Raw genomic sequence first — 15858 nt, forward strand, 5'->3', positions numbered from 1 at the left:
TCAGCGGTAGTCGTTCACGTCCGGGTTGCCCTTCTCGTCGGCGAGCATGAAGCCCCAGGCGTCCGGCCGTGAGCCGTCCGCGTCGGTGAAGCCGTACTCCCCCGCGAGCTGACCGCTCGACAGCGACCGGCCGTTCCAGCGGTGCCGGTCGGGGTCGGCCGCGAGCGCGGCGATCGCCCTGCCCACGTACACCGGGGACTCGGCGATCGCGAAGCCGGGGATCTTCTCGACGGCGTCGCGCCAGTTCTCCTCGGTGACGCCGAACGCGGTGAGCATCTGCTCGGACCTGAGCCAGCCGGGGGTGACGGAGACCGCCGTGCCGCCGTACTCCGCGAGTTCCTTCCCGAGGCCGAAGGCCATCCGGATGGGGGCGTTCTTGGCGAGGTCGTAGAAGAGGTTCTCGCGGTAGCGGGTGCCGTTGTACTCGGAGGTGCCGTCGGTGACCTCGACGACGAGGCCGCCTCGGTTCCGGATGAGCAGCGGGATCGCCGTGTGGGAGGTGATGGCGTGCGTCCGCACTCCGAGTTCCAGCATCCGCAGGCCGCCGGCGAGGTCGTTCTCCCAGGTCTTCCCGCCGAAGACGAGGAGGTGCTCGCCGCCCCAGACGTCGTTCACGAGGACGTCGAGCCGCCCCTGTTCCCGGTCGATCCGGTCGACCAGCGCCCTCACCTGGTCGACCTCCAGGTGGTCGGTGGGGACGGCGATGCCCTCGCCGCCTGCGGCCGTCACCAGTTCGGCGGTCTCCTCGATGGTCTCGGTGGCCCGGCCGACCTCGCTGAGCTTCTCGCGGGTGGTCCGCCCGGTGACGTACACCGTCGCCCCGGCCGCGCCGAGCTGGACGGCGATGCCGCGTCCGGCGCCCCGGGTGGCCCCGGCGACCAGGCAGATCCGTCCGCGCAGGCTGTTCGTCTGGTTCGTCTCGTTCGTCTCCGTCGTCATGCGCACCAGACTCGCAGGAAAGTACGACATCTTCTGTCTGGATTCATTTCGGGCTTTCCGGGTGCGTCGCACCTCCCGAACCAGGATGCTGGTCCCGTGATGGACGAGACGGAGTTCTGGGAGATCATCGACGCCAGCCGCGAGGACGCCGAGGGCGACCCCGAGGAACAGGCCGACCTGCTCGTGGAACGGCTGACCCGGCTGGACCCCGACTCCGTGCTCGACTACGCACGCCATTTCGAGGCCCGCTACAACCGCGCGTACCTCTGGGATCTGTGGGGCGCGGCGGCGGTGCTCTTCGACGGGGCCGGCGACGAGACCTTCGACTCGTTCCGCTGCTGGCTCATCGGCCAGGGCCGGGAGGTGTACGAGGGCGCGGTGCACGATCCCGACGCGCTCGCGGAGCTGCTCGGCGACTTCGACGTGGAGATCGACGGGGACGGCGAGGAGATCGGTTTCGCGGCGGACGAGGCGTACGAGCAGCTGACCGGCGCGGAGACTCCGGACCTGGGCATCCCGATGCCGGGCGGGGAGCCGCTGGGAGCGCCGTTCGACCTGGAGGACGACAAGGTCCTCGCGGAGCGCTTCCCCCGGCTGTGGGAGCGCTTCGGCACGACGTAGCGCGGATCCCGGCGGAAGCCCCGGGATCCGATCCCGAAGGGCGGTGTGCCGCCCTTCGGGGACATCCCCACCGCTCAGAAGTGCGTGCCGCCGTCGATGCGGACCTCGGTGCCGGTGATGAACTTCCCGTCCTCGGACGCCAGCATCGCGACGACGCCCGCGACGGTCTCGGGGCCGGCGAAGCCCTGGCCGAGGGCGGGGGCGAGCTTCCCGAAGAGGGACCAGTCGGCGTCCTCGGGGATGCCGGGGCCGACGCTCTGACGGCTGGCGCCGGTGCCGTCGGTCATGCCCGAGGAGATGGAGCCGGGCTGGACGGCGGTGAAGCGGATGCCCTGCTTGGCGTACTCGGCGGCGAGCGCGTGGGTCATGGACTGGATGCCGCCCTTGCTGGCCGCGTAGGCCGCCATGTAGGGGTGCGCGAACATCGCGGAGGTGGAGGAGAAGTTCACGACGGCGGAGCCGTCGCCCTCCAGGAGCGCGGGGATCGACTCGCGGATCATCAGGAACGTGCCGGTGAGGTTGATCCGTATCACCTGCTCGAAGGAGTCGAGGCTCGTCTCACGGGTGTGCGAGGAGCGCAGGATGCCGGCCGCGTTGACCAGGACGTCCAGGCCGCCGAGCGCCTCGACGGCGGCGGCGACACCGGCGCGCACGGAGGCTTCGTCGGCGACGTTCAGGACGACGGTGGTGAGGCGGTCGGCGGCGTCGCCGGCCTTGGCGACGGTGTCCTTGAGCCCGTCCTCGCTGATGTCGGCGGCGACGACCCGGCCACCCTCGGCGAGCAGGCGCAGGACGGTGGCCTGGCCGATGCCGGAGCCTCCGCCGGTGATGAGCGCGCGGCGTCCTTCGTAACGGGTCAGCTGGTTCATGGCGGCAACCTCTCGATGTCGAGCTTCCGGGAATCCTGCTTCCGGGACGTCAGAGCTTCCCGGGGATGCTGCCACCGTACGCCCAAGTGGCACGTTTTGCCATAGCTGCACGACGTGCACCGTCGGCAGTCGCGGGCGTACGCTTCGTACGGTGAGCACCAAGCCCGAGGGCGCCACGCCCCCCACCCGGACGCTGACGGAGCGCCGCAAGGCCGCGACCCAGCTGGACATCGCACGCGCCGCCGCCGAGCTCTTCACCGAGCACGGCCCCGACGGCACCACGGCCGAGGACATCGCCCTGCGGGCCGGGGTCGCGCTGCGCACCTTCTACCGGTACTTCCGCTCCAAGCAGGACGCCGTGGCCCCGCTCCTCGCGGGCGGCGGCGACCGCTGGCGCGAACTCCTCGCCGCGACGGCCGCGACGACCGCCGATGGCCCTTCGGAACCGGGCGCGGGGCTGCCCGAGGCCCTGGAACGCTCGATCGCCGCCTCACTGACCCCGACGGACGCGGCGGCCGAGGAGGGGCTGCGCTGGACGCGCGGGCTGCTGCGCGCGGCCGCCGAGGACCCCGCGCTGCGGGCCGTCTGGTACCGGGTCAACCAGGAGTCGGAGGAGCGGCTGCGCGAGGTCGTCGCCGGCCTCGCGGGGCCGGGTGCGGACCCGCTGGAGGTACGGCTCGCGGCCGCGGCGGCCACGGACGCCATCCGGATCGCCCTGGAGAGCTGGGCGGAGACGGACGCGCCGGTGCGCGGCGAGGGCGCCCCGGCGGAGCTCGCGGTCCGGTGCCTGCGCGAACTGATGGGCGGGATGCGGCTGCTGAACCCGGACGTCAGCGGAGGGTCAGCGACCGGCCCATGAGGACGTCGTCCACGTACTCCCCGGCCAGGAACAGCTCCCCCGGCAGCACGCCCTCCACCGCGAAGCCCTCGGAGGCGTAGAGCGCGCGGGCCGGGGCGTTGTGGCCGAGCACCCGCAGGGTCATGCGTACGGCGCCGTCCGCCCGGGCCCGGTCCATCGCCGCCCGCAGCAGCGCCCGCGCCACGCCGCGCCCCCGCGCGGCCTCGGCGACCACGAGGCCCTGGATCTGCCGCACGTGGGCGGTGGCCGCGAGCGGGGTCGGCGACACCACCCGGACGTAGCCGTCGATCACGCCCGCGCGCACGGCGAGGAGGTAATCCCCCGGCAGGTGGCGGTCGTCGAAGAAGGGCTCGTACGGCGGGACCGGGGCGGGCAGCACCGCGTGCAGGGTCGACCAGGCGGCCCGGTCGAGCTCGGCGAGGGCGGCGTCGTCCGCGCGTTCGGCGGTACGTATCAGCGTCTCCGGCACGATCATGGCGGCCACTGTGCCACGCGCCCGCCCGGGAGGGCAGGATGGCTCCATGCAGCGTTCCGCCACTCACAAGCGTGTCGCCGTCACCGGTGCCTCCGGGCTCATCGGCTCCGCCCTCGTCCACTCCCTGCGCGCCGACGGCCACGACGTCGTCCGGCTCGTGCGCCGGCCCGCCCGGACCGCCGACGAGGTCGAGTGGGACCCCAAGCGGCTGTACGTGGACGCCGCCGGGCTCGTCGGCGTGGACTCCGTCGTACACCTGGCGGGCGCCGGGGTCGGCGAGCGCCGCTGGAACGAGGCGTACAAGCGGGAGATCCGCGACAGCCGCGTCCTCGGCACGACGGCGATCGCCCAGGCCCTCGCCTCCCTCGCGGAGCCCCCGGAGAGCCTGGTGTGCGGCACGGCGCTCGGCTGGTACGGGGACACCGGCAGCCGCGCGGTCGACGAGAGCGCCCCGGCGGGCACGGGCTTCCTGCCCGAGGTCTGCGTGGAGTGGGAGGCCGCCGCGGCGCCGGCCGAGGAGGCCGGCATCCGGGTCACCTACGCCCGCACCGGCCTGGTGGTGGCGCGCGAGGGAGGGGCGTGGGGACGGTTGTTCCCGGTCTTCCGGGCCGGACTCGGCGGACGGATGGGCGACGGCCGCCAGTACTGGTCGTTCATCTCCCTCCACGACGAGGTGGCCGCCCTGCGCCATCTCATCGACACCCCGGCGCTCTCGGGCCCGGTGAACCTGACCGCCCCCGACCCGGTCACCAACCGCGAGGTGACCGCGGCGATGGGCCGGGTCCTGCGCCGGCCGACCCTCTTCACCGTGCCCGCGCCCGCGCTGAAGGTGGTCCTCGGGGACTTCGCACAGGATGTGCTGGGGAGTCAGCGGGTGCTGCCGGGGCGGCTGCTGGAGACCGGATTCGACTTCGCGTTCCCGACGATCGACGACTCGATCCGGGCGGCCGCGCGCTGAACCCCGTACCGCTCCCCCTCCCGCACTCCCCCTCCGTGCTCCCCCGTGCCACACGCACCCCGGTGCGCGCGGCTGGCACCGGTGGGAGCGCTGCCTAGGCTCGACGAGAACGGCGAACTCGGGCATTCCGGAGGCCCGTTGGGGGCATAGGCCTCCCACCGGCCGCGCCGACCTGGGGAGGGGCACGTGCTCAACAGCGCAGACAGCGCAAGGACCGCACAGCGTACGAACGTCGACAGCGACGTCGATGTCGACCTCGGCACCGCGCACACCGTCGACGTCGTCATCGTGGGAGCCGGGGTCGCGGGACTGGCCGCGGCCGGCCGGCTGACCGACGCGGGGCTCTCCGTGGTCGTCCTGGAGGCCGAACCCCGCGTCGGGGGCCGGATGGCGACCGAGGCCGTCGACGGCTTCCTGCTCGACCGGGTGGGACCGCTGCTCACCCTGTCGTACGAGGAACTCCGGGCCGTTCCGGGCCTCGACGGCCTGGTGCTGCGGCCGTTCGCGCCGGGGGTGCTCGTGCACAGCGACGGCCGGTACGCGCGGTGGGGCGCCCCGCACCCGCGCCGGACGGCCGGGGGGCCCCGGAGCGCGGGGCACCGAAGCGTGGGGGGAGCGTTCAGCGTGGCGCGCGCCCTCGCGAGCGCCCCCCGGCATCCGGCCGCCTCGCTCGACCAGGCGCGGCTCGGCGCCTCCCTCGTCCGGCTCGCGGCGACCCCGGCGCAGCGGATCCTGGCCCGCCCCGAACGGACCGCGCGCGAGGCGCTGACCGCGCGGCTGCCCGCGAGGACCGTCCAGGGCGTGCTGCGGCCGCTGCTCGCGGCGCTCCTCGGCGACCCGGACCTCGGCATGTCGAGCCGCCGCGCGGACCTGGCGCTGCGCGCCTTCGCCCGGGGCCGGCTCGCGGTGCCCGAGGGCGGGGCGGCGGCGCTCCCCGAGCGGCTCGCGGCGGCGCTGCCGCCGGGCACGGTCCGGACGGGGGTCCGGGTCACCGAGACGTCGATCTCACGGGTGACGACGGCGGAGCACGGGGTGTTCCGGTGCCGGTCGGTCGTCCTCGCGACGGGGGCGCGGACGGCCGCCGAGCTGCTGCCCGGCCTGCGTCGGCCGGCCTTCCACTCCGTGACGGTGCTGCACCACACGGCGCCGGTGGCGCCGACGGCCGACCCGACGCTGCTCCTGGAGGCGGACCCGGGCGGGCCGGTGGCCCACACGGCGGTGATGAGCGCGGTGGACCCGGGGCGGGCGCCGTCGGGCCGGACGCTGATCACCTCGACGGTGCTCGGAACGCCGCCGGACGACACGGAACGGCGGGTCCGCAAGCACCTCGCGACGCTGTACGGCACGTCGACGGACGAGTGGGAGCTGCTGGCCCTGCGGCACACGCCGGACGCCGTCCCCTCGATGCCCCCACCGCACGACGCGCACCGCTCGGTCCGGCTGCTCGCGGGCCTGTACGTCTGCGGCGACCACCGCGCGACGAGCAACCCTCAGGGGGCCCTGTCCTCGGGCCGCCGGGCGGCGGTGTCCCTGTTGAGGGACCTGGGACTGCGGCGGGGGGTGGACGAGGGGGCCGAGGAGGCGGCGTAGGGGGTTGACGGGGTCTTTGCGCGCCACCCGCACGGGCCCGGGCCCCGGGGCTCCCCCACGCGCGCCACGGGCTGCGCCCCCGCGGTTGTGGGCCTTCGTTCCGCTGGGGCGTGGGGGTCCCCCACGCCCCAGCGGGACGAAGGCCCACACGGAGGTGGGCGGGGGGGGTGGCGGGCGCAGCCCGGACGGGCGGCCAGGGGCCGGGGGTCAGCCGATGGCGGCTACTCGGTCCCTGTATGTGCGGGCCGCCGCCGCGTCCCGGTACGGCTCCAGGCGGCGCTCGAAGTCGCGTACGTACTCCACCGCCCTCGCCGACCGCATCTCCGAGGCCTGCTGCGCGGCCTCCGCGCCCAGCGCGCACGCCTGGTCCAGCTCCCCCAGGGCGAGGCGCGACGTCGCCAGGACCACCCGGCAGAAGAGGCGGCTGCGGGCGAAGCCGGGGGCCCTGAGCTGGAGGGCGCGTTCGGCGTGCTGGGCCGCCGGCCGGTACTGCTGGAGGTCGCGGTGGCAGTGCCCGAGCTCGTCGGCGAGCTGGGCCTCGTCGAACATCCGGGCCCAGTACGGCACCTCGTCGCCCGGCCGCGCCGCCTCCAGGGCCCGCTCGGCCCGTACGAGCGAGGCACTGCACACCCGCGCCTCGCCGAGGACCGCGTGCCCCCGCGCCTCCACCGCGTGCAGCATCGCCTGGACGACCGGCGGCGCGGCCGGCCCGACGCCCTGCTGGGCGACGCGGGCGAGCTGCACGGCCTCCCGCCCGTGGCCGAGGTAGACGGCCTGGCAGCTCATGGTGAGGAGCACGTACGAGCCGTACGCCCGGTCCCCGGCCGCCTGGGCGAGCCGGAGCGCCTGGACGAAGTAGCGCTGGGCGAGGCCGTGCGCGGCGATGTCGTACGAGGTCCATCCGGCGAGCCGGGTGAGGTCGGCGGCCGCGGCGAAGAGGCGCCGGCCCACGGACTCGCCGTACGTGCCGCGCAGCATCGGCTCGGCCTCGTGCTCCAGGTAGCGGACGAGGGCCTGCCGGGCGTGCCCGCCGCCGTAGGCGTGGTCGAGCGTACGGAAGAGCTCGCCGACGGAGCGCAGGGCCGCGATGTCCCCGCTGGAGACCCGCTGGCCGGGCCCCCTGTCCGTACCGCGCTGCCGGGGCACGGAGAAGCGGCCCTGGGGCGGCACCCTGGGGTCGTGCGCGAGCCGGGGGTCGTGGGCCGGGCGCGGGTCGTGCGCCAGACGGGCCTCGGCCGTGGCCGTGACGCCGGCCGTGGCCGTGGCTCCGGCCGCCGCCGCGGCGCCCGACGCCGCCGTGGCCCGGGGACCCTGCGGCGCGTCCCCCCGCGCCACCCGGTCGTCCGCACGGCCGATCAGCCAGTCGCGGCTGGGCACGACCAGGCCCGCCGGCGTGAAGGCGATCTTGCGGAGTTCGGCGTGGCTGCCGGAGTCCTTCCGCCAGAGCCCGCTGACGATGTCGACCGCCTCCTCGGGAGTCGCCGCGAACTCCAGGCCCGCGTAGACCGGCGCGCAGGCGTCGAGGCCGAGGTCCTGGGCGGAGAGCCGGCGGCCGAGGCGACGGGTGAAGACCTCGGCGATCAGCGCGGGCGTGGTGCCGCGCGGCTGCTGGCCGCGGAGCCAGCGGGTCACCGAGGTCTTGTCGTACCGCAGGTCGAGACCGTGTTCCAGACCGAGCTGGTCCACCCGTCTCGCCAGACCCGCATGGGAGAACCCGGCTTCGGCGATGAGCGCGGCGAGCTGGCGGTTCGGGATGCGCTGCGGTGGTCGTTCCGTCATCAGCTGTGCGGTCTCCTGCCTTCCGGGTCCGGGCGGCAGCCCCGTCGGACCCTCATGGAACGGCGCGAATTTAGCGGTCCTCACGGCCCGTACCGCCACCTTCGCCCCACATTCATCCGATCGTGTGAGGATTGACGGCATCGCTGACGTAGGTGTCCCCAGCCACCTGCCGGACCCGGTCCCCGTCCACCTGCCGGAGGGCCGTCCCCGGCACCGCCGTACAGTGGCATGGGCGCGAATGACGCATGGTGCCGCACCGGCCCGGGATGATCCCCGGATTCCGGCCCCGGCACCCAGGAGGAGGCATGGCCGTGAGTGAGCTGCGATTCGTCCGCCTTGGGTTCGGCGAGGAAGCCGTCGACTACCAGGTGGCCTGGGACAAGCAGCGCGAGGTGCACGCCGCGCGGTTCGCCGACGAGATCGACGACACCTGTCTGCTCCTCGAGCACCCGCCGGTCTACACGGCCGGCCGGCGTACGGCGGAGAACGAGCGCCCGCTCGACGGGACGCCCGTGGTGGACGTCGACCGCGGCGGCAAGATCACCTGGCACGGCCCCGGCCAGCTCGTCGGCTACCCGATCATGAAACTGCCCCGTCCGGTGGACGTCGTCGCGCACGTGCGCCGGCTCGAGGAGGCGCTGATCCTCACCGCCGCCGAGTTCGGCGTGGCGACCACGCGGGTCGAGGGCCGCAGCGGCGTCTGGGTCCTCGGCGACCCGGTCGAGCAGCGCCCGGCGATCGGCGGGCTCTCCCTCGACTTCGACCCGCGGCTGACCGACGACGAGTTCGACCCGCGCCTGAACGGCCCCGAGTACGCCCCGTCCAACGCCGGCCAGCGCCGCGAGGACCGCAAGCTCGCCGCCATCGGCATCCGGGTCGCCAAGGGCGTCACGATGCACGGCTTCTCGTTCAACGTGAACCCGGACAACGCCTGGTTCGACCGGATCATCCCGTGCGGCATCCGCGACGCGGGCGTGACGTCGCTCGCCAACGAGCTGGGCCGGGACCTCACCATCGAGGAGGTGCTCCCGGTCGTGGAGAAGCACCTGCGGGACGTCCTGGAGAACGCGGAGCTGAAGCCGCGGGAGATCGAGCGTCCGGTGGAGACGACCTCGGTCTGAGGAGGGCCCGCAGGAATGCAGGGCGCTGGCCAGAGGTTGGCCTGACGTAGTAAGGCATGGGAAGCAACGGCGTACCCTGGTGTGCGCCGAAGAATCGAAGCTACAGGAGCCGATGTGTCCGCAGTCGCACCCGACGGACGCAAGATGCTGCGCCTGGAGGTCCGGAACGCCCAGACCCCCATCGAGCGCAAGCCCGAGTGGATCAAGACGCGGGCGAAGATGGGGCCCGAGTACACGAAGATGCAGAGCCTCGTGAAGAGCGAGGGGCTGCACACGGTCTGCCAGGAGGCGGGCTGTCCCAACATCTTCGAGTGCTGGGAGGACCGCGAGGCGACCTTCCTCATCGGCGGTGACCAGTGCACCCGGCGCTGCGACTTCTGCCAGATCGACACGGGCAAGCCCGAGGCGCTGGACCGGGACGAGCCGCGCCGTGTGGGCGAGTCCGTCGTCACGATGGACCTGAACTACGCCACCATCACCGGCGTCGCGCGCGACGACCTGGAGGACGGCGGCGCCTGGCTGTACGCGGAGACCGTGCGCCAGATCCACCAGCAGACGGCGGAGCGCGCCGAGGGCCGCACCAAGGTCGAACTGCTCGCGCCCGACTTCAACGCGGTGCCGGAGCTCCTGGCGGAGGTCTTCGCCTCCCGCCCCGAAGTCTTCGCGCACAACGTGGAGACCGTGCCGCGGATCTTCAAGCGGATCCGTCCGGGATTCCGTTACGAGCGTTCGCTCGACGTCATCACGCAGGCCCGTGACTACGGTCTGGTCACGAAGTCGAACCTGATCCTCGGCATGGGCGAGACCCGTGAGGAGATCAGCGAGGCACTCCAGCAGCTGCACGACGCGGGCTGTGAGCTGATCACGATCACGCAGTACCTGCGCCCCTCCGTCCGGCACCACCCCGTGGAGCGCTGGGTGAAGCCGCAGGAGTTCGTGGAGCTGAAGGAAGAGGCCGACGAGATCGGCTTCTCCGGTGTCATGTCGGGCCCGCTGGTCCGTTCGTCGTACCGCGCGGGGCGCCTGTTCCAGCAGGCGATCGAGAAGCGCGGCGCGGTGGACAACGCCACCCAGGCCGTGTGAATCGGAGCACAAGCAGTTACTGGCCGGTAATGGCCGGATCGGACGCGGCCCGTACGGCCCCGCAGCTCAGCGGGGATGTACGGGCCGCGTCGGCGTTTCCCGTGCCCTCCACATGGCCGCATCAACGTTTCATCAGTGTTTGACCACCGGGTCACGCCCTGGTAACACCAGTCTGTGAGCCTGGATGCACTCACCGCCACGACTCGCTCACATCCCCGCTCGTACCCCCCGCCTCGTCTCATCCGCAATCGAGGGAGGACCCCGACATGCCGGCCGCATCGACGCACGTCCGCGTCACCGCGATCCCGTCCGTCACCGACGCCCTGAAGGCCGTGGAGGCACTGCTCCTCGGCGCCGGGCAGCGCACCGCCCGGCGCAACGCCTGGAACTCCGTCCTGGAGGACCGCCGCCGCGCCAAGGACCGGGTCGAGGCCCAGCACGTGATGGAGGTCGCGTCGGGCCGGACTTCCCGGGCCACGTAAACTTCAGGACATGGCGAGGAAGGCAAACACGGGCAGCGCTGACGCTGCGAACCAGGGGCGGCTCAAGCAGATCGCCCTCACGTACAAGATGACCCGAAAGGCTGACCCGAAGGTCGGACTTGTCGTCGCAGGCGTGGGCATCGTCGTACTCGGTGTCCTCCTCGCGATCGGCTTCCTGATCGGTCACCCGGTCTACCTGGGCATCCTGGGATTCGTCCTGGCGCTCCTGGCGGCGGCCATCGTGTTCGGGCGGCGCGCCGAGCGCGCGGCCTTCGGGCAGATGGAGGGCCAGCCGGGCGCCGCCGCGGCGGTCCTGCAGAACGTCGGGCGAGGCTGGACGACGACCCCCGCGGTCGCGATGAACCGCAGCCAGGACGTCGTGCACCGGGCGGTCGGCCGGGCCGGCATCGTGCTGGTGGCGGAGGGCAACCCGAACCGGTTGAAGCCTCTGCTCGCGGCCGAGAAGAAGCGGATGAACCGCGTCGTGGTGGACGTGCCGGTGACCGACATCATCGTCGGCGACGGCGAGGGCCAGGTGCCGCTCAAGAAGGTCCGTACGACCATGCTCAAGCTGCCTCGGGTGCTCACCGGCCCGCAGGTGACGGCGGCCAACGACCGGCTGCGGGCGATGGGTGACCTGATGAGCAACATGCCGCTGCCGAAGGGTCCGATGCCGAAGGGCATGCGGATGCCGCGGGGCGGAAAGATGCGCTGACGCGCCCGACCGGAAGCGATTGTTTCCAGAACTGCTTCATGACGAAGGCCCCGGACCGTGGGACGGTCCGGGGCCTTCGTCATGCGTGCGCGCCGGTCAGATGCGGACCTGTACGGCGCCGGAGAGGCGGTCGTGGAGGCCGCGGCCGTCGCGGTCCCAGATGAGGGCCGGGATCGCCAGGCAGACCAGCAGGGAGCGGAGCGCCACCCGCGGGAGGCCGAGGCGGCCGCCGTTCACGGAGACGACCCCGAGGCCGAAGAGGCGCTTGCCGGGGGTGGAGCCGATGGTGCCCACGGTCAGCACGCTCAGGACGAGCAGGATGACGAGGGCCCAGTTGCCGGTCGCCTGGTTGTAGCCGTCGGTGATCAGGCCGTATGCGATCAGCGTGCAGAGGGCCCAGTCGACGGCGAGGGCGCCGAGACGACGCCCGGGGCGGGCGATCGAACCGGGGCCCTCCTCGGGCAGCCCCAGCTGCTGACCGCGGTAGCCGAAGTCGACGCCTGCGTCCTCGGCCGCCGCGCGGGGGCCGGAGAGCCAAGATCCGAGTGCTTGCCTGTTGTCCACCCGACCACGGTACTGCGCCCGTTTTTGATCACTTCGGCCCGGGTAGGCGAAGGGTCCCGACCGGCGCGGCAGCACCCACCTCGGTTAACTTCGACGAAACAATTGGGTCATGCTTGAGAAATCCCGTCTGCCTATGGTCGGGTCCAGCGTGTGCCACCGCACTGGCCGCACGAACCAGCTGCAAACCCCGCCCCTCCCCGGGCCGGGAGTAGGAGGAGTGGGATGTCCGAGACGCACGGGTTCCAGAACGCCGACGAGGTCAAGAAGTACATCAAGGACAACGACGTCAAGATGGTCGACGTCCGCTTCTGCGACCTTCCGGGCGTGATGCAGCACTTCACGATCCCGGCGACGGCGTTCGACCCGTCGGAGGAGCTCGCCTTCGACGGTTCGTCGATCCGCGGCTTCCAGGCGATCCACGAGTCCGACATGGCGCTCCGCGCCGACCTGTCGACGGCCCGTGTGGACCCCTTCCGCCGCGACAAGACGCTGAACATCAACTTCTTCATCCACGACCCGATCACGGGCGAGCAGTACAGCCGTGACCCGCGGAACATCGCGAAGAAGGCCGAGGCGTACCTCGCGTCCACCGGCATCGCCGACACCGCGTACTTCGGCCCCGAGGCCGAGTTCTACGTGTTCGACTCGGTGCGCTTCGAGACCTCGGCGAACCAGGGCTTCTACCACATCGACTCCGAGGCCGGCGCCTGGAACACCGGTGCGGAGGAGAACAACCGCGGCTACAAGGTCCGCTACAAGGGCGGCTACTTCCCGGCCCCGCCGGTCGACCACTTCGCCGACCTGCGCTCCGAGATCTCCCTGGAGCTGGAGAACGTCGGCCTGCAGGTCGAGCGCCAGCACCACGAGGTCGGCACCGCCGGCCAGGCCGAGATCAACTACAAGTTCAACACGCTGCTCGCCGCGGCCGACGACCTGATGCTCTTCAAGTACATCGTGAAGAACGTCGCCTGGCGCAACGGCAAGACCGCGACCTTCATGCCGAAGCCGATCTTCGGCGACAACGGCTCGGGCATGCACGTCCACCAGTCGCTGTGGGCGAACGGCGACCCGCTGTTCTACGACGAGACGGGCTACGCGGGCCTCTCGGACACCGCCCGCTACTACATCGGCGGCATCCTCAAGCACGCCCCGTCGCTGCTCGCCTTCACCAACCCGACGGTGAACTCGTACCACCGCCTGGTCCCGGGCTTCGAGGCCCCGGTCAACATGGTGTACTCGCAGCGCAACCGCTCCGCCGCCATGCGCATCCCGATCACGGGCTCGAACCCGAAGGCCAAGCGCGTCGAGTTCCGCGCGCCGGACCCGTCCTCGAACCCGTACCTCGCCTTCTCGGCGCTGCTCCTCGCGGGCCTCGACGGCATCAAGAACAAGATCGAGCCGGCGGAGCCGATCGACAAGGACCTCTACGAGCTCGCTCCCGAGGAGCACGCGAACGTCCAGCAGGTCCCGACCAACCTGGAGGCCGTGCTCAACGCCCTCGAGGCGGACAACGAGTACCTGCAGGCCGGCGGCGTCTTCACGTCCGACCTGATCGAGACCTGGATCGACTACAAGCGCACCCACGAGATCGCCCCGATCCAGCTGCGCCCGCACCCGCACGAGTTCGAGCTCTACTTCGACCTCTAAGCCGTACCGCGCGAGCGAGGTTCCGCCGAGGCCCGTCGTCCCCTTCGAGGGGGCGGCGGGTCTCGTCGTTTCCTGTCGAGATCACAGGAGTGCGAACAGGTGACGAACTCTCGTCCGTACCTACGAGTAGAGGGTTCACGCTCCGCGACTGATCGATAGCGTGTGGTCGTCGCCGCCGCCACACCCGGAGCACAGGGCTCCGCTGGGACTAGCTGGCGCGATGAGGACTGCCGACGTGACTCAGGCGGCTATCGCCCCTGCAGAGACGCTCCGACTCCAGCCGTACACCGATCACTGCCGCGTCATCGCCGACGAGGGCGCGCACGTGGTCATCGGCGTCTCTCCGGGAAACAGTTATTTCACCGCCCAGCGGCTGCGCGAGCTGACGCGCTGGGGCTTGGACCACTTCGACCAGGTCGATCTCGTCTACACCGATCTGCATGTCTCCGACATGTACGAGGCGCTCGGGTACGGGGCCGACGAGGCACGGCGGAAGGCCGTCAAGAACCTGCGGGGGGTGCGGGCGAAGGTCGGGGCCGCCGTGGCCGAGGCCGATCCCGCGGGGGTACGGGTACGGGCCCGGGGCATGTCGGAGTTCCAGGCCCTGCCCGCGTACCAGGAGCTGCACCGCCAGGTCGTGGCGGCCGTCGACGGGGATCCGGTCGTGCGGGAGACCTGCGACGCGCTCACCGGGATCTTCCTGGCCGGGAAGCTGGCGCCGGGGCAGGAGGCGAACGGGCTCCAGAAGGAGGTGTGCCGGGCGTACATCAGCGCCGAGGTGCCGCTCTTCCTGGACACCCCCGCGATCCTCGGGGTGCCGTCCTCGCTCAACTGCTACCACCAGGCCCTGCCCCTGGCCGATCTGCTCTACGCCCGGGGCACCGGGCTGCGTGCCTCCCGCAACCAGGGGCACGGCATCCTCACGCCTGTCGAAGGAGATTCGCGATGACCGTGGTCATGACGGACGAACTGCCCGCGTTCCCCTTCGACTGGGACGGGACCCGGCTGCCCGCGGAGGTCGAGGCGCTCCGCGCCGAACCCGTACGGCGTGTGCGGACGATCGCCGGGGCGGAGGCCTGGCTGGTCTCCTCGTACGAGCTGTGCCGGCAGGTCCTGGAGGACCCGCGGTTCAGCCTCAAGGACACCTCGGCACCGGGCGCCCCGCGCCAGTACGCGCTGACGATCCCGCCGCACGTGGTGAACAACATGGGCAACATCACCGGGGCCGGGCTGCGCAAGGCCGTCATGAAGGCGATCAACCCGAAGGCGCCCGGTCTGGAGGAGTGGCTGCGGGCGCGGGCCGGTGCCCTGGTGGACGCGCTGGTCGACGAGGGGGCACCCGGTGAGCTGCGGGGCGCCTACGCCGATCCGTACTCGGCGGGTCTGCACTGCCGGATGCTGGGCATCCCGGAGGAGGACGGGCCGCGGCTGCTGCGCAGTCTGGACGTGGCCTTCATGAACGCCCCGCACGAGATCGAGGCGGCCCGGCTCCACTGGGACCGGGACATCGCGTACATGACCGAGCGCCTCGACGATCCGGCGACGGGTGGGCTGATGGCGGAGCTCGCGGCGCTGCGCGAGGACCCCGACTACGCGCATCTGACGGACGAGATGCTGGCGACGGTGGGCGTGACGCTGTTCGGGGCCGGGGTGATCTCCACCGCCGGGTTCCTGACGATGGCGCTCGTGTCGGTGCTGACCCGGCCGGACGTGCGGGAGGCCCTGAGCACCGGCGCGCACGGGGTCGCCGGGGCGATGGACGAGCTGCTGCGGGTGAACCTGTCGATCGGGGACGGGCTGCCGCGCCTCGCCCTTGAGGACGTCCACCTCGGTGACGTGCTCGTACGGGCGGGAGAGCTGGTGCTCGTCCTGGTGGAGGCGGCCAACCACGACGCGGACCACTTCCCCGATCCGCTGGTCTTCCGGCCCGGGCGGGAGAACGCCGCCGACCACCTCTCCTTCGGCGGCGGCCGGCACTACTGCCCGGCCACCGCCCTCGGCAAGCGGCACGCCGAGATCGCCCTGGAGACGCTCCTCGACCGGCTGCCGGGGCTGCGGCTCGCGGTGCCGGTCGAACAGCTGGTGTGGCGCACCAACTTCATGAAGCGGCTCCCCGAGCGGCTGCCGGTGGCCTGGTAGCGGGCGGGGTCCGACGA

General features: G+C 72.2%; 16 protein-coding genes. 11 read left to right on the top strand and 5 right to left on the bottom strand.

Annotation, left to right across the window (positions count from 1 at the left end; translation table 11 throughout):
• Positions 1-939 (bottom strand): SDR family oxidoreductase, encoded by a 939-nt coding sequence (locus tag ACIP8Z_RS30745; protein ID WP_402089319.1) that lies wholly within the window; start codon positions 937-939, stop codon positions 1-3.
• Positions 940-1038: 99 nt separating this feature from the next.
• Between ACIP8Z_RS30745 and ACIP8Z_RS30750 the strand changes: the two genes are divergently transcribed.
• Positions 1039-1560 (top strand): DUF4240 domain-containing protein, encoded by a 522-nt coding sequence (locus ACIP8Z_RS30750; protein ID WP_319309680.1) that lies wholly within the window; start codon positions 1039-1041, stop codon positions 1558-1560.
• 74 nt (positions 1561-1634) lie between these two features.
• Here the strand turns inward: ACIP8Z_RS30750 and ACIP8Z_RS30755 are convergent, their stop codons facing one another.
• Positions 1635-2429 (bottom strand): SDR family NAD(P)-dependent oxidoreductase, encoded by a 795-nt coding sequence (locus ACIP8Z_RS30755; RefSeq protein ID WP_402089321.1) that lies wholly within the window; start codon positions 2427-2429, stop codon positions 1635-1637.
• A gap of 151 nt (positions 2430-2580) precedes the next feature.
• Between ACIP8Z_RS30755 and ACIP8Z_RS30760 the strand changes: the two genes are divergently transcribed.
• Positions 2581-3288 (top strand): TetR/AcrR family transcriptional regulator, encoded by a 708-nt coding sequence (locus ACIP8Z_RS30760; RefSeq protein ID WP_402089323.1) that lies wholly within the window; start codon positions 2581-2583, stop codon positions 3286-3288.
• On the opposite strand, the gene ACIP8Z_RS30765 is transcribed toward ACIP8Z_RS30760, so the two are convergent.
• Entirely contained in the window at positions 3260-3763 is a 504-nt protein-coding gene (locus ACIP8Z_RS30765; protein WP_402089325.1) for a GNAT family N-acetyltransferase, read from the bottom strand. The two genes, ACIP8Z_RS30760 and ACIP8Z_RS30765, sit on opposite strands and share 29 nt — an antisense overlap.
• 46 nt (positions 3764-3809) lie before the next feature.
• Here ACIP8Z_RS30765 and ACIP8Z_RS30770 point away from each other — a divergent pair, with 46 nt between their 5' ends.
• On the top strand, positions 3810-4721 hold the full coding sequence (locus ACIP8Z_RS30770) for a TIGR01777 family oxidoreductase (RefSeq protein WP_402089327.1): 912 nt from the start codon (positions 3810-3812) through the stop codon (positions 4719-4721).
• A gap of 186 nt (positions 4722-4907) precedes the next feature.
• The gene (locus ACIP8Z_RS30775; protein WP_402089329.1) at positions 4908-6311 is read left to right on the top strand and encodes an NAD(P)/FAD-dependent oxidoreductase; all 1404 of its coding nucleotides are present in this window, start codon (positions 4908-4910) and stop codon (positions 6309-6311) included.
• 207 nt (positions 6312-6518) lie between these two features.
• Here the strand turns inward: ACIP8Z_RS30775 and ACIP8Z_RS30780 are convergent, their stop codons facing one another.
• On the bottom strand, positions 6519-8090 hold the full coding sequence (locus ACIP8Z_RS30780; protein WP_402089331.1) for a regulator: 1572 nt from the start codon (positions 8088-8090) through the stop codon (positions 6519-6521).
• A gap of 311 nt (positions 8091-8401) precedes the next feature.
• On the opposite strand from ACIP8Z_RS30780, the gene lipB reads away from it, so the two are divergent.
• The 4 genes from lipB to ACIP8Z_RS30800 all read left to right on the top strand — a co-directional run bounded on the left by lipB (position 8402) and on the right by ACIP8Z_RS30800 (position 11491).
• On the top strand, positions 8402-9211 hold the full coding sequence (lipB, locus tag ACIP8Z_RS30785) for a lipoyl(octanoyl) transferase LipB (protein ID WP_402089333.1): 810 nt from the start codon (positions 8402-8404) through the stop codon (positions 9209-9211).
• Positions 9212-9325: 114 nt separating this feature from the next.
• Positions 9326-10294 carry a lipoyl synthase gene (gene lipA, locus ACIP8Z_RS30790; protein WP_402089335.1) on the top strand — a complete coding sequence of 323 codons (969 nt, stop codon included), beginning with the start codon at positions 9326-9328 and terminating at the stop codon, positions 10292-10294.
• 266 nt (positions 10295-10560) lie between these two features.
• Complete coding sequence (locus ACIP8Z_RS30795; RefSeq protein WP_030208220.1) at positions 10561-10776, top strand: hypothetical protein; 216 nt, start codon at positions 10561-10563, stop codon at positions 10774-10776.
• Between the two features lie 10 nt (positions 10777-10786).
• Positions 10787-11491 carry a DUF4191 domain-containing protein gene (locus ACIP8Z_RS30800; protein ID WP_402089337.1) on the top strand — a complete coding sequence of 235 codons (705 nt, stop codon included), beginning with the start codon at positions 10787-10789 and terminating at the stop codon, positions 11489-11491.
• 96 nt (positions 11492-11587) lie between these two features.
• Here ACIP8Z_RS30800 and ACIP8Z_RS30805 read toward each other — a convergent pair whose 3' ends face one another.
• Complete coding sequence (locus ACIP8Z_RS30805) at positions 11588-12055, bottom strand: RDD family protein (RefSeq protein ID WP_266965265.1); 468 nt, start codon at positions 12053-12055, stop codon at positions 11588-11590.
• A 222-nt stretch (positions 12056-12277) separates the two neighbouring features.
• On the opposite strand from ACIP8Z_RS30805, the gene glnA reads away from it, so the two are divergent.
• The 3 genes from glnA to ACIP8Z_RS30820 all read left to right on the top strand — a co-directional run bounded on the left by glnA (position 12278) and on the right by ACIP8Z_RS30820 (position 15841).
• Positions 12278-13702 (top strand): type I glutamate--ammonia ligase, encoded by a 1425-nt coding sequence (gene glnA, locus ACIP8Z_RS30810; protein ID WP_030314285.1) that lies wholly within the window; start codon positions 12278-12280, stop codon positions 13700-13702.
• A gap of 235 nt (positions 13703-13937) precedes the next feature.
• Complete coding sequence (locus tag ACIP8Z_RS30815; protein WP_402089339.1) at positions 13938-14651, top strand: tRNA-dependent cyclodipeptide synthase; 714 nt, start codon at positions 13938-13940, stop codon at positions 14649-14651.
• Entirely contained in the window at positions 14648-15841 is a 1194-nt protein-coding gene (locus ACIP8Z_RS30820) for a cytochrome P450 (RefSeq protein ID WP_402089341.1), read from the top strand. Before ACIP8Z_RS30815 ends, ACIP8Z_RS30820 begins: the two co-directional genes overlap by 4 nt.
• Positions 15842-15858: the final 17 nt, after the last annotated feature.

The sequence above is a fragment of the Streptomyces sp. NPDC088553 genome (genome assembly GCF_044752965.1).
In the GTDB taxonomy this organism is placed as follows: Bacteria; Actinomycetota; Actinomycetes; order Streptomycetales; family Streptomycetaceae; genus Streptomyces.